The organism is Peptoanaerobacter stomatis, from assembly GCF_000238095.2.
Taxonomy (GTDB): Bacteria; Bacillota; Clostridia; order Peptostreptococcales; family Filifactoraceae; genus Peptoanaerobacter; species Peptoanaerobacter stomatis_A.
Map to the genome: position 1 here is coordinate 166,505 of NZ_JH815226.1, position 13,601 is coordinate 180,105.

A 13,601-nucleotide genomic window follows, 5' to 3' on the forward strand; every position below is an offset into this window, starting at 1 on the left:
TATTAAAACAATTATTCAATTAGTTTATAAACCACACTCAACTTTTTAATTAACTTTGTAGCAAACTTTTCCTGGATTAAGTATCATCTTAGGATCAAATGTTTCTTTTATTCCCTTCATCAATCTCATTTGCACTTCACCTGAGAAGCTTGCCAAATAATCACGTTTACCAAATCCTATACCATGCTCTCCTGATATAAGTCCGCCCATTTCAGCAGCCTTATTATAAGCATAATCGAAAAACTCAGCTACTTGTTTCTTAAATTCATCAAGTTGCATATCATTTGAACAAGTATAAATGTGTAGGTTTCCATCTCCTGCATGGCCGAAGCTTTTAACTGTAAAATCGTATTTTTCACCGATTTCATATACATATTTTAAATAGTTAGCTATTTGATTAACAGGAACTACGACATCACACTCATCAAGTAATTCAGTTTCAGCTTCTATTGCTTCAAGGAATGTACTTCTTGCTGCCCAAGCATCTTTTTTCTTAGTTGGTGTATCAGCCACCAAAACATCTACTGCTCCGGCTTCCAATACGACTTCAGCTGCTCTTTCTGTAACTTCTTCTAATTGAGCCATATCTTCACCGTCAAAAGTAAGTAGAAGATATGCACCTATATCTACTCCTTCAACCTCTTTCGGATATACCGCTCTTCCTATATATCTCTCAGATGCAAGCACTATTTCTTTTTCCATAAATTCTACAGCTTGAGGATTCAAGTGATTCAAGAATATTTGTGGAACAGTTGCTATACAGTCATCCAAATTTTCAAACGGAACTATAAGACTTATAGTTTCTTTTGGTGCAGGGATCAATTTAAGAGTCAACTCTGTTATTATTCCAAGAGTTCCTTCTGAACCTACCATAAGATTTATAAGACTGTAACCTGTACTTGTCTTTGAAACTGTAGCACCTAATTTTATGATTTCACCTGTAGGCAATACAACTGTCATAGCTCTAACATAATCTCTTGTAGTACCGTATTTTACAGCTCTCATTCCACCTGCATTTGTAGCCACGTTTCCACCTAAAGTTGCAAATTTTTCACCCGGATCAGGCGGATATAAAAGTCCTTGCTTTAAAGCATCCTCTGCCAAATCATTTAAAAGAACTCCCGGTTCAACTTTCACAACAAAATTCTCTTTATCATATTCAAGAATTTTATTCATCTTAGTCATATCGAGCATAACACCGCCATACATAGCAACAGCTGCTCCTGTTAAACCCGTGCCGGCTCCTCTTGGTATAATAACTATATTGTTGTCATAACATATTTTAACTATCTTAGCTATATCTTCTGTATTAGTTGCTTCTATAAGTACGTCAGGATATCCATTACCATAAATAGGCATTTCATCGTGTGAATAATCTTCATTTATATCATCCGCTGTATGTACCTTACCGGGTACGATTTTTTTAAACTCCTCTATAATTTCCGGAGTCACCTTATTGTATTTAGTTTCGCTCATTTTACCCTCCTACATTTTTTATTTTTTTAATAACAATACTATATTATATTGCAACAAAATATTTAAAAAATATTGTGCAAAAATTATAGACAATGATTTAAATTTAAAGCTCTGATTATTTATGTCGAAATCAAGTTTTTCTTATATAAACAAGTTTGCTCCAAAAAAGACAACCAATCCATATATAACAGCAAATATCACAAAATATTTAACTACTCCGTTTAATATTTTACTTTCTTCACCTACTATATTGGCAGCTGCAGTTGCTACTGCTATACTTTGAGGAGAAACTATCTTTCCTGCTGTAGAACCTAATGTATTTGCAGCAACTAACCATGTCGGATTCATACCGAGCGTCTGAGCTGTTGAATACTGCAATTTTGAAAACAACACACTGCTTGATGTTGAACTTCCTGTAACAAAAGTACCTATTGCACCTATAAGCGGAGCAATAAGCGGATAGAAATTACCTGTTGTTGCAACCATAAAGTTTGCAATATCTTGTGTCATTCCTGAATATCCCATTATTTTAGCTGTTGAAATTACTGCAACTATAGTTATTATAGTCTTTTCCATCTGTTTTACTGAAGAAAACAATATACCGAATATTTCTCCTAAAGAACATTTTTGAATCAAACCGCCTAATATCCCTGCTAATATTATAAGTACTCCCGGAGTAATAAGCCAAGAAAATTCATATGGTTTCGCTCCTTCTCCTGAATAAATTTGAACTGCAGTTTTTACAACTGCAAGAGGTCCTCTTATTGCAGGGAATAATGAAGATGTTATAACCAAGAATAATAAAACGAATATAAATGGACTGCAAGCCACAAGTCCTTTATTTAAATCTATGCTCTCATTAGATTTCTCTGAAGGTAAATCAAAATCACTTTGTTTATCTCCTATAAATATCTTGGCACAACCGATTGTAACCCCCATACAAAAAACAGAACCTATTATAGATGGAAGCTCCGGTCCAATAAATCTGGCTGTAAAATATTGTGGAACAAAGAAACTGAAGCCTGATATAAGTGTTGTAAGAAAGACTCCTTTGAATGATTCTCCAATACCTTTTCCATTTTGTTTTCCAATCATAGCGACTAAAAAAAACGGAACCAGTATACTCATAATACCTGATTGTAACACTATACTTGTACCTGTCATTATAGGATCAAGTTCAGTTACTTTTATTGCAGTAACTGTCGGAATACCTATTGAGCCGAATGCGACGGGTGTAGTATTTGCAACCAAACATATTATAGCGGCAAATAAAGGTTCAAACCCGACAGCCACAAGTATACCCGCCGGAATTGCAACAGCTGTTCCGAAACCTGCCATGCCCTCCATAAATCCGCCAAAGCCCCATGCTATTATAAGGGCAAGAATACGTTTGTCTTTAGATACGGAAACAAGCATTTGCTTGATTACTTCCATATACTTAGTATGTACAACAAGATTGTAGACAAATATGGCTGCAATAATTACAAGACATATAGGCCACAACGCCATAGCAGCTCCTTCAAGAAAACCTGTAAATACATCTTTTGCAGGTTGTTTCCATATGAAAAGTGCCTCTAAAGCTGCAATTATCAAGGCAATCGGACAGGCCTTAAAACCAGGCATTTTAAAATAGCTCAGCACAATTATCAAAAATATTATTGGTAATAATGCCAAAATAAAATTTAACACAAAATCACCTCCATTAATAATTGGTTACAGGTCAGACCAGATACTTATATTTAAAACTTTATTTTTATTTTTGTCAACTATAGATATTTTTTTCACAACACTTTATATTAAAAATACTTTTTCTCATCTTATTCTTTTATTTATTTATAATATATTTAGTCAATAAATAATTTTTATATTTTTTATTTTTTATAGATAAACGATATTTATTGTTAAAAATATAACTTTTAAAAATAAAAAAAAAGAGCATCAAAAATTAAATGCTCTTTGTTATAAAAATTATTTATTTTAATCTATGTTCATTCGTCAAACAAATTTTAGTATTACATTAAATTTCAAAATATGGTGGTAGATTTCTCTTATGTTCTGATTTTTGATGTAAAAGCAATATTGTTTTTTCATCTTTTTCAGATATTTTTTCTCCTCGCATATATTTTTCTATACTGTCATAGCTTACTCCCATTTCCGCTTCATCTGTTTGATTTTCCCACAAATCTGCTGATGGTGCTTTGGATAGTATGCTTTGAGGAACTCCTAATATTTTCCCCATTTCATATACATCCGATTTGAAGATTTTTTTCAACGGCAAAATGTCCACTCCACCATCTCCATATTTGGTAAAATATCCGGTGTATGTTTCATCTGCATTGTCCGTACCTACTACCATATATCCTAAATTATTTGCTATTGCATATAGAGTTGACATTCTAAGTCTTGCCCTCAAATTTGCATCTGTCATCCTTGAATACTCATCTTTATAAAGCCCTATATTCTTTAATTTTTCCATAGATTTTTCAAACAGTTTTGAATGTTCTTCACTTATATCAACAGTTAGGCTGCTTATTTTACATTGTTTTACAAGTAAATTTGCATCTTCCACACTATTTTCACTTGAATTTATAGGCAATATTACTCCAAGCGAATTATCAGGACACGCTAATTTTATTAGATTCGCAACCACAGCAGAATCAATTCCTCCTGATATTCCTACCAACAGCCCCTTTGAATTGGATGATTTTACTTGCATTTTCAACCAATTTACTATTTCATCTATCAGTATTTTATTATCCATAATTTCAAAAGCTCCATTTATAAATTTTACACCATTACCTATTTTAAATGCCTTATAGTTTTGCTATATTTATTGATTTATCTCAATTATATATATTTTTTTAAAAGGTCTTTAGTATTAGATAAGGATTTGTTTTATTCACCTGTTAATATAGCATATACGCAATCATCATCTACATAGTTTATATCAGCTTTTTTTACTTTTTCTATGACTTCTTCATTAAATGTATGTGGCTGAAACCACAGATTTTTAACTCCTTTTTTTATAGCTTCATCTACTACAAGCATTGATATATTAGGATTTACTATCACATCTATACATTCCACTTCTTCTGTTACTTCTTCTAATGAACCGTACACTTTTATACCTAATATGTCTTGACCTTTATACTTCTTGTTTATTCCGATTACGTTGTATCCTTTCTCTTTCATCACTTCCGGTATTTTATAACCGAATTTTTCTGCATCTGCTGTTATACCGTATATAGCCCAATTTTTTTTACTTAACATTTCTTTTTTTATACTCATAGCTATCCTCCAAAGTTAATGATTAAAATAAATTTACTACAATTGCTCATATTTATACTTTTTACAATTCAAGATAACACTAATTCTAAATAATACTTATCACTAATAGAATAATTTTATACCATTTTTATATTACTGTAAATCTTAATTTACAAATTTTAAAAATAAAAATAGAGCCACACATTTGTATATGGCTCTCAAGTAAAGCATATTATTTTTTTTCTTTTATGATTTTTACAGCTGTGTCAAAAACAGTACGGTCTCCACTGCCATGTGGTAATGTCAAAATTCTTGCATCTAATTTTTGCAATATTTCTTCTGCCTCTTTTTTGCTTTTTGTACTTTCAATTTTTTTAATGACATTATTGATTTTATTTTTAACTATCTCAGCATCACTTAGCATATCAGGATATTTAGTGCTTAGAAAATCTTCTTGCGCCTTTGCAATTTCTTCCCCTCTTGCTATTCTTGCAGCTATTGCAGCAGCTTTTATCCTTTCCAGAGACTCTAAGTATGCGTTTGTACCTTGATCTTCTCTGTTTGTTCCTACAGATGACTTATTTTCATTTCTTTCAATCTTGGAATTTTTCTTTTCCTTAATCTCTTTCATAAGCTCATTATGACGCTGCATTATAATCGTCTTATCATCTTCCCTGCCACTTTCAAATACATCCTGTATTTTCATTCTCACACCTCCTTGTGAATCTTTACTACCATATAGTAGTTATCGTAAAAATTTTTTTAAAGTTTAGGGATTAATTTATATAATTATTTTTATAAATCATATTCTTCTAATTCTTTTATATTTTTGTCTATCCTTGAGTTTATCTTCTCAATGTTGGAATTCAATTTTGTAAGCATTTCTATCGCATAGTTTCTTGCGCCTTCTTTTATCTGTTGAGATGTCATAATTGCTTCTTCTTGTATAGCTCTTGCATTTTCTTGTGCCAGCTTTGTTATTTCGCTGTCTTGTATCTTCTCATCTACATATTTTTGAGCCTCTTCTATTTTTGAATCAGCTTGTTTTTTGGCATCGTCAATTATCTTTTCTTTCTCTTTGTTTACCCATTCAGCTTGTTTAAATTGATTAGGCAGGCTTATTTTTATATCTTTTACTATCTCTAACAGCAATTCTTTGTCTACTGCAACTTTCCTGCTGAAAGGTATGTTTGAAGCCTCATCCAACATTTCTTCTATTTCTTCAAGTCGCTTTATTATATCTCCATCTATAACAGCCATACGATTTTCTCCTTAATATTAATATTTTATCTTACTTAAAAACAATGATACTATTTTTTTATCTTTTTTTCAATCAAATTTAGATTAAATTTTAATTTCATAAAAACTTTTTTGTAAGCTCATCACATACAGGCTTTGGCACTAAATCACAACATCTTCCTCTAAACATAGCTATTTCCTTAACTGTACTTGAGCTTATATAAGAATGTTTTGTACTTGTAACTAAAAATACCGTATCAACTTTTCCTTTGCTCAAAAAATCATTCATATGCGCCATTTGAAGTTCTAAATCAAAATCTGATAATGCTCTCAACCCTCTTATAGCTATATGTATTTCTTTCTGAGTACAATAATCTACAAATAATCCAGAAAAACTGTCAACTTCAACGTTTGGTATATCTACTGTACTTTTTTTTATAAGTTCTACCCTTTCTTCAACCGTAAAAAGCGATTTTTTTTGTTTATTCACAAGCACTGCAACTACCAACTTATCATACATTTTTGACGCTCTCGTAATTATATCCATATGTCCGTTAGTTATAGGGTCAAAACTTCCGGGATATACTGCTATTTTCTCCATTATTTTCACATTACCTTTCCAAATTATTAATCTTCATCACTGTTAATTTACTTATGGAATATATTTTCTCTTTTTCTATAATAAAATCGGAGCATCCCTCTAATGTAAAATCTTTTTCAGTTTCTATTATCAATATTCCCTTATCACTTAAAAGTTTATTATCTGACACTGTTTTTATAATTTCATTTATTTTAGAATAATCATATGGAGGATCTGCAAATATTATATCATATTTTTCTCTTGATGTTTTCAGAAAATCTATGACATCTCTATTTACAAGCTCTATGTTATCCTTATTGACATTTATGGATTTTAAATTTGCGTTTATCAATTTTAATGAATCTTTGGCATTTTCTACCATAGTTATATGTTTTGCATCTCTTGAAAATGCCTCTATACCTATAGCACCGCTTCCGGAAAACAAGTCTAAAAACTTACTGCCATATATATAGTTTTGTATCATATTAAACATAGATTCCTTCACTCTGTCAGTAGTAGGCCTTATGTAGTCATCTTTTGGTGATAATAACTTTTTGCCTCTATATTTACCACTTATTACTCTCATATATTCCCTTTTTTATATTTAAAATTAATTAAAAAGATGAACAATAAATATTTTAATCAATATCAATACTAAAACCTGTTTTAATTAAGATATATACATAAAATGGTAATTGATTTTTTAATGATTATAAGTTAAATCTACCTATTATTTTATCAGGTATTAGTATAAAACTTATTTTAAAAAACATATGTTCCATCAGATAACAGTATAAGCTTATTATTTTATTCATTTACTTTTATGCAAAGCAAACTCCCTTTTTCTATGCTTACAAAAACTTTTTCACTTTTTGCCACATTAGATGTGAGTATACTGCTATCATGACTTAAGTTATAGTTTTGCAATTCATATTCAAAGCCTTTTAAACTTATACCGCAAACATCACCTGATATGCTTACAAATGATATCGTCTGTCCTACATAGGTATCAATAAAATTTTCTTTTTTATTTAATAAAATTATTTCATTGTTTTCATCTAAAATGGACATATCTATATTCAATTTATCTGCATAATAAAGCAGATTTATATTTGTAAGCAAGTGGTCTATTCTATTACCGATTGCACCTATCATAACAATCTCATTCATGCCGAGGCTTTTTATAATATCTATTGATATTTCTGAGTCTGTCTTATTTTTTTTAACCGGATACTTATGTACAACCACATTTTGTGAATTGTAATAAGACAGCGTATCCTCACTTATAGAGTCTAAATCTCCTATAATAAAATCCGTATGAATTTTATATTTATATAGCAGATTTGCCCCGCCATCAGCACAAACAACAACCTCAGCGTTTGACAATATATCTTTATAATAAGTAATATCATCTATATTTCCATTTACTACAAGAACTGCATAACCCATAAATATGTCACCTTGAATAATTAATTTATCTGCACATTTTTTCTAAATTTTCTACATTTTCTTTTATGCCTTTTTCGTTGAATACTGCTGAACCTGCCACTAACAACTCTGCACCTGCATTTACTGCTTTTTTTATTGTTTTTTCGTTTATTCCTCCGTCAACTTCTATTATATAGTCATAACCATACTCTTTTTTCCATTTTGACAACATTTCTATTTTATATAAGCTGTTTTCAATGAAACTTTGTCCGCCAAATCCTGGATTTACACTCATCACAAGCACTAAATCCACTAAGTCAAGCACCGGTTTTAACATCTCTATAGGAGTTGAAGGATTAAGTGTTACTCCGGCTTTCATTCCAAGAGATTTTATATGTTCAAGTGCTCTATGCAAGTGAACACAAGATTCAAAATGTATTGTGAGTATATCTGCCCCACACTTTTTAAAATCTTCTATATATCTTTCAGGTTTTTCAACCATCAAATGCACATCAAATTTCATAGAAGTTATTTTTCTTATAGACTTTATAAAAGGTTGACCTATCGATATATTAGGCACAAAATTTCCATCCATAACATCTATGTGAAGATACTCACAATTTGTATCATTTTCAACCGTTTTTATATCTTTCTCAATATTGGCAAAATTAGCTGACAATATTGACGGAGCTATTTTAATCATTAATACTTTCTCCTTTTTTCAAAATTTTTTATATCATTAAGAATTTTTAAATATGAATCATATCTTGATTTTTGAATTTCTCCATTTTGAACTGCATTTTTTATACCACAACAAGGTTCGTACTCATGTAGACACTTGCTTGCAAATTTACAATCATCTTCAAATTTTTTGAACTCCAAAAAATAATCTTTAAGCTCATATTTATCTATATCTGTAATTTTAAGCGATGTAAATCCAGGTGTATCCGCTATATATGAGTTTTTGGCAAACTCAAGCAAAGTTGCATATGTCGTAGTATTTTTTCCTTTTTGAAGTTTCATACTTATATCTGAAGTTGTTTGTGAAAATCTGTCTGAAATACAGTTTATAAGACTACTTTTTCCTGCACCTGAAGGTCCTGCTATAACTGTAATATTTCCACTTATTTTGAGCTTTATATCCTCAATACCTATATTATCATTAGATGATATTTCTACTGTTTGATAACCTATATTTTGGTATACCTTTACTATATCTTTATAATTTTTGTCTTCATCCAAATCAATTTTTGAAAAACAAATCACTACGTCTATCTGCTCTTTTTCTGCTATCACAAGAAAATTATCTATTAAAAATGTATTTAATTTCGGATTTTTGACAGAAAATACCAATATCATTTTTGTTATGTTTGCAATAGACGGACGAATCAGCATATTTTTTCTATTATACACTTTTTCCACAACCGCTTTTTTATTCTCTTCATCTAAGATAGATATATCTACATAATCTCCGACTATTATGTTTTGTTTATCTTTTTTAAAACTTCCTCTAGGTTTTGATTCATAAACCTCTGTTTCAGTTTCAACATAGAAAAAATCTGCTATTTTTTTTATTACAAGACCTTTGATAATTTCCCTCCATCTTTCATAATTCTTCACTAATTAAACAACTTGTATAACAAAACTATTATAAATAAGAATATGCAAGTAAAACAATATCTTTATATTCAGTTTTTGAACAGGATTTATACCATCATTTAAAATACATGTATTTTTTAATATATTTGAACACATTCTAATTTAAATAGTAGTTAGTATTATTACAAGTATAATTATAAAAATTTAAAATTAAATTTTTAATTGAACACAATTTCTCCTGTAGTAGAATAATATTCTCCGTTTATATATATATCATAGACTTTTGTCTGACCTAAATAAGCTGATAATGTTATATCTACATTTTGGTTGACAGCCGTTGAAATTGTTGTAGTATAAACTACCGCATTATCCAATTTATCAAGTACTGACAACAATAAATTGTCTTTTTGAGGTAAAACCAAGGTTATAGTCTTAGATACGGGTATTTGCAAATCAGATACGTTGCTTGTATTGTTTTCGTTGTTGGTCTTCGACAATTTATTTATGACAAAGTCAATCTCTGTACCAACATCATGAGTGGTATTTGCTTTTGGATTTTGGTGTAGTACTATACCCTCTTTTTTTGATGTATCTTCTTCATAACTCACATTGCCTACTTTAAAATTACCTATATTAGACTCTACATAATCCAAACTCATACCTATAAATGAAGGTATTTTTTCCTGTTTTACTTCTTTTCCTTTACTGACTTTCAATTTTACTACATCATCTATCTTCGCCTTTACATCTGAACTCGGGTCTTGGGATATGACATGATTCTTTTCCACATTATCATTAAATTCATAATCTACACTTGGTTTTAAATTTGCTTGTTCCAAAATAGATTTTGCTTCTTTTTCTTCTTTATCCAATACACTTGGTACTATCACAATATTTTGAGGCTCTTTTGCAACTACAACTGACACTTCTTCGCCCTTTCTCATTTTTACACCTGATTCAGGGTTTTGCTCCAATATAGTGCCTTCTTTTTGAGTATCGTCTTCCTTTTCAGACATTATTTTCAATTTCAAGTCACTTTTTTCCAAGTCTTTTTGTGCCTCTATTATAGTTTTTCCTTTTATATCCGGTATTATAGTTGTGTTTGTATTGTGTATGGCATCAAATATATTGCCTCCATTTATAAGTAATATTGCAAACATAACTACAAGTATTACGGTTATACCTAATATTGTTACAGGCAATTTTTTTATTCTGCGTTTTTTTACTTTTGATTTATTTTTATTTATACCTTCATTCACTTCTTCTTTAGGAAGTTTTATTATTCTTGTATTAAAGTCATCATCTCTGTCAAAATAATTTATATTTGAATTGCCATCTTGAATTTTATCTATATCTGATATTATTTGGTCAACTGATGTATATCGCTTATCCATATTTTTTTGTGTCATTTTAAGCAACATATTTTGAATAGAAGGCGATATTTTATCTTTATATTCTTCAGGTATTGTTATATTCTCATGTAAATGTTTTAAAGCTACATTTATAGGGCTATCTCCGTCATATGGTATCTTTCCTGTCAAGAGTTCATAAAACACAACACCTAATGAATATATATCTGAACGCTCATCCATATATCCTCCTCTTGCCTGTTCAGGAGAAAAATAATGAACAGAGCCTATAACTCCTCCTACTGTTGTGATTGTCGCAGATGTAGTTGCTTTTGCAATCCCAAAATCTCCTACCTTTACTATATTATCTTTATTTATCATAATATTATGCGGTTTTATATCTCTGTGCACAATCTTATTTTTATGAGCATCTCTCAAAGCTAAACATATCTGTCTTAATATATCAAGTGCTTCTTTTTCACTGAATTTTCCTTTTTTGCTTATCAGTTGCTTTAAATTTATCCCATCAACATATTCCATAACTATATAAGCAATGTCATCTTCCTGACATACATCATATATATTTATTATATTCGCATGATTAAGAGACGCAGCCGCCTTTGCTTCATTATTAAATTTTATTAAAAATTCTTCATCTTTAGAAAATTCAGATTTTAATATCTTTACTGCAACTATCCTGTTAAGCGTATGACAATAAGCTTTATATACAGTAGACATTCCTCCATCTGCTATTTTTTCAAGGAGTTCATATCTATTTCCTAATATTATTTTGTCCATAAGTATTCTCCATATACGTTGAATTTATATAATAATACTGATTACGGTTATATTATCTCTTCCACCATTATCATTTGCTAATCTTACAAGCTCTTCACAGATATCTTTCGGCTTGGAATTTTTCAACATATTTTTTATAACTTCATCTTCAACCATTGTTGTAAGACCGTCAGAACATAAAAGAATTTTATCATCTTTTTGAACTTCTCTTACATAAAAATCTACTTCTACTTGTTCTTCAAAGCCCACCGCTCTTGTTATTTTATTTCTGTCTTTATGAGTTCTTGCCTCTTTTTCATCAATAAAGCCTTCATCCAATAAATGTTGAACATATGAATTATCCTTAGTTATTTGTACAAGATTATTTTCACTCATCATATATGCTCTTGAATCACCTACATTCGCCACATACAATTTTTCATTTATTATAAGAGCACAAACCAAAGTAGTCCCCATAAGGATTTTATTTGAATTTTCAAATATTACATCATTTGCTATTTTTATAGAATTACATATTACGGATTTTACATAATCATCTTCTAAGTTTCCAAAATTCATATTGTACATGTGTTCATCAATTATATCTTTTACCACTTCAACACATTTTGCACTTGCATATTCTCCATAATTGTAGCCTCCCAAGCCGTCAGCTATTATAAACAGCCCCACAGGCACATTATTATATTCTTTGATATTTGCAAAAAAACTGTCTTCATTTTTTTCATGCCTTTGACCAATATCCGTTAATGAAAAATAAATCATAAGTTCTCCTTTGAAATAGTTGATATTCTCAGTTGTCCGCAAGCACCGTTTATATCACTGCCCATTTCTCTTCTTACAGTTGCATTTATATGGTTATCAGATAAAATCTTCAAAAATTTCTTTATTTTTTGCTCATTCGGTTTTTCATAATCATTATGAGATGCACTATTTACAGGTATTATATTTACATGGCATAATTGATGACCTATAAGTTTGGATAAAGCCAAAGCATCTTTTTCAGAATCGTTTACATTTTTTATTATCGCATACTCATAAGTTATACGCCTATTTGTCTTTTTTATATAATAGTCTGTTGATTTTATAAGTTCTTCCAAAGAAAATTTTCTTGAAATAGGCATTATATTCTCTCTTTTTTCTTGATATGGAGAATGTAAGGATATAGCGAGGTTTATTTGCATTTTTCTATCTGCAAAATCTCTTATCTTATCTGCAATTCCACAAGTAGAAACCGTTATATGTCTTTGACCTATATTAAGTCCGTTTTCATCACCTATCAACTCTAAAAACTTGATAAAATTGTTGTAATTATCAAACGGCTCTCCGCTTCCCATTATAACTATATTTGAAATTCTCTGCGACGCATCTTTTGACATAGATACTATCTGACCTATCATTTCTCCTGCTGTCAAATCTCTTATCTTTGAATTTACCGTTGATGCACAAAATGTACATCCCATAAGACAGCCTACCTGAGAAGATATACAAGCCGATAATCCGAACTTATATTTCATAAGTACGGACTCTATTATATTATCGTCATCTAATTTCATAAGATATTTTTTAGTATAATCCTTTTGCGATTGTAATTTTTTATATATAGACACAGGATTTACGCAAAAATTCTCATTCAAAAATTCCTTTAATTTTTTGGGTATGTTGTTTATTTCATCAAATGACGATATTTTATCAAAAACTAAAGGATATATCTGTTTTGCTCTATATTTTTCAAAAGAATTGGATATCAATATATCTTCAAACTCTTTCATATTTAAATCTAATATATTTTTTTTCATATCTTCCATAATTTAATTTTTTCTCTAAATTTTTAATAAATTGGTAATTCTTTCAGTTTAATATTATTC

14 protein-coding genes are annotated in these 13,601 nt (G+C 29.9%); all 14 read right to left on the reverse strand.

Annotation, left to right across the window (positions count from 1 at the left end; translation table 11 throughout):
- Nucleotides 1–45: 45 nt before the first annotated feature.
- The 14 genes from HMPREF9630_RS09060 to rlmN all read right to left on the reverse strand — a co-directional run bounded on the left by HMPREF9630_RS09060 (nt 46) and on the right by rlmN (nt 13,532).
- Complete coding sequence (locus HMPREF9630_RS09060) at nt 46–1,476, reverse strand: FAD-binding oxidoreductase (protein ID WP_009528089.1); 1,431 nt, start codon at nt 1,474–1,476, stop codon at nt 46–48.
- A gap of 141 nt (nt 1,477–1,617) precedes the next feature.
- Nucleotides 1,618–3,165 (reverse strand): L-lactate permease, encoded by a 1,548-nt coding sequence (locus tag HMPREF9630_RS09065; RefSeq protein WP_009528090.1) that lies wholly within the window; start codon nt 3,163–3,165, stop codon nt 1,618–1,620.
- 328 nt (nt 3,166–3,493) lie between these two features.
- The gene (nadE, locus tag HMPREF9630_RS09070; protein WP_009528091.1) at nt 3,494–4,237 is read right to left on the reverse strand and encodes an NAD(+) synthase; all 744 of its coding nucleotides are present in this window, start codon (nt 4,235–4,237) and stop codon (nt 3,494–3,496) included.
- Between the two features lie 134 nt (nt 4,238–4,371).
- Nucleotides 4,372–4,764: a CoA-binding protein gene (locus HMPREF9630_RS09075; RefSeq protein ID WP_009528092.1), complete on the reverse strand. Its 393-nt coding sequence runs from the start codon at nt 4,762–4,764 to the stop codon at nt 4,372–4,374.
- Between the two features lie 211 nt (nt 4,765–4,975).
- Nucleotides 4,976–5,449 (reverse strand): hypothetical protein, encoded by a 474-nt coding sequence (locus HMPREF9630_RS09080; RefSeq protein WP_009528093.1) that lies wholly within the window; start codon nt 5,447–5,449, stop codon nt 4,976–4,978.
- Between the two features lie 89 nt (nt 5,450–5,538).
- Nucleotides 5,539–6,003 carry a hypothetical protein gene (locus HMPREF9630_RS09085; protein ID WP_009528094.1) on the reverse strand — a complete coding sequence of 155 codons (465 nt, stop codon included), beginning with the start codon at nt 6,001–6,003 and terminating at the stop codon, nt 5,539–5,541.
- A gap of 97 nt (nt 6,004–6,100) precedes the next feature.
- A complete protein-coding gene (gene coaD / locus HMPREF9630_RS09090; RefSeq protein ID WP_034911031.1) occupies nt 6,101–6,583 on the reverse strand; it encodes a pantetheine-phosphate adenylyltransferase in 483 nt (160 codons plus the stop codon).
- A gap of 10 nt (nt 6,584–6,593) precedes the next feature.
- Nucleotides 6,594–7,148, reverse strand: a complete 555-nt coding sequence (rsmD, locus tag HMPREF9630_RS09095; RefSeq protein ID WP_009528096.1) for a 16S rRNA (guanine(966)-N(2))-methyltransferase RsmD — start codon at nt 7,146–7,148, stop codon at nt 6,594–6,596.
- A gap of 221 nt (nt 7,149–7,369) precedes the next feature.
- Nucleotides 7,370–8,011, reverse strand: a complete 642-nt coding sequence (locus HMPREF9630_RS09100) for a thiamine diphosphokinase (RefSeq protein ID WP_009528097.1) — start codon at nt 8,009–8,011, stop codon at nt 7,370–7,372.
- A 25-nt stretch (nt 8,012–8,036) separates the two neighbouring features.
- Entirely contained in the window at nt 8,037–8,693 is a 657-nt protein-coding gene (gene rpe, locus HMPREF9630_RS09105; protein WP_009528098.1) for a ribulose-phosphate 3-epimerase, read from the reverse strand.
- Nucleotides 8,693–9,610 carry a ribosome small subunit-dependent GTPase A gene (gene rsgA, locus HMPREF9630_RS09110; RefSeq protein ID WP_009528099.1) on the reverse strand — a complete coding sequence of 306 codons (918 nt, stop codon included), beginning with the start codon at nt 9,608–9,610 and terminating at the stop codon, nt 8,693–8,695. Before rsgA ends, rpe begins: the two co-directional genes overlap by 1 nt.
- A 197-nt stretch (nt 9,611–9,807) precedes the next feature.
- A complete protein-coding gene (gene pknB / locus HMPREF9630_RS09115) occupies nt 9,808–11,736 on the reverse strand; it encodes a Stk1 family PASTA domain-containing Ser/Thr kinase (RefSeq protein ID WP_009528100.1) in 1,929 nt (642 codons plus the stop codon).
- 24 nt (nt 11,737–11,760) lie between these two features.
- Nucleotides 11,761–12,498 (reverse strand): Stp1/IreP family PP2C-type Ser/Thr phosphatase, encoded by a 738-nt coding sequence (locus HMPREF9630_RS09120; protein WP_009528101.1) that lies wholly within the window; start codon nt 12,496–12,498, stop codon nt 11,761–11,763.
- Entirely contained in the window at nt 12,495–13,532 is a 1,038-nt protein-coding gene (gene rlmN / locus HMPREF9630_RS09125; protein WP_176662137.1) for a dual-specificity RNA methyltransferase RlmN, read from the reverse strand. Before rlmN ends, HMPREF9630_RS09120 begins: the two co-directional genes overlap by 4 nt.
- Nucleotides 13,533–13,601: the final 69 nt, after the last annotated feature.

Bases quoted from the DNA above. Each gene is read 5' to 3' on its own strand.
- nadE (WP_009528091.1), bottom strand. From the start codon at position 4,237: ATGGATAATAAAATACTGATAGATGAAATAGTAAATTGGTTGAAAATG.
- pknB (WP_009528100.1), bottom strand. From the start codon at position 11,736: ATGGACAAAATAATATTAGGAAATAGATATGAACTCCTTGAAAAAATA.
- HMPREF9630_RS09085 (WP_009528094.1), bottom strand. From the start codon at position 6,003: ATGGCTGTTATAGATGGAGATATAATAAAGCGACTTGAAGAAATAGAA.
- HMPREF9630_RS09100 (WP_009528097.1), bottom strand. From the start codon at position 8,011: ATGGGTTATGCAGTTCTTGTAGTAAATGGAAATATAGATGATATTACT.
- rlmN (WP_176662137.1), bottom strand. From the start codon at position 13,532: ATGAAAAAAAATATATTAGATTTAAATATGAAAGAGTTTGAAGATATA.
- HMPREF9630_RS09080 (WP_009528093.1), bottom strand. From the start codon at position 5,449: ATGAAAATACAGGATGTATTTGAAAGTGGCAGGGAAGATGATAAGACG.
- rsmD (WP_009528096.1), bottom strand. From the start codon at position 7,148: ATGAGAGTAATAAGTGGTAAATATAGAGGCAAAAAGTTATTATCACCA.
- HMPREF9630_RS09060 (WP_009528089.1), bottom strand. From the start codon at position 1,476: ATGAGCGAAACTAAATACAATAAGGTGACTCCGGAAATTATAGAGGAG.
- HMPREF9630_RS09120 (WP_009528101.1), bottom strand. From the start codon at position 12,498: ATGATTTATTTTTCATTAACGGATATTGGTCAAAGGCATGAAAAAAAT.
- rpe (WP_009528098.1), bottom strand. From the start codon at position 8,693: ATGATTAAAATAGCTCCGTCAATATTGTCAGCTAATTTTGCCAATATT.
- coaD (WP_034911031.1), bottom strand. From the start codon at position 6,583: ATGGAGAAAATAGCAGTATATCCCGGAAGTTTTGACCCTATAACTAAC.
- HMPREF9630_RS09075 (WP_009528092.1), bottom strand. From the start codon at position 4,764: ATGAGTATAAAAAAAGAAATGTTAAGTAAAAAAAATTGGGCTATATAC.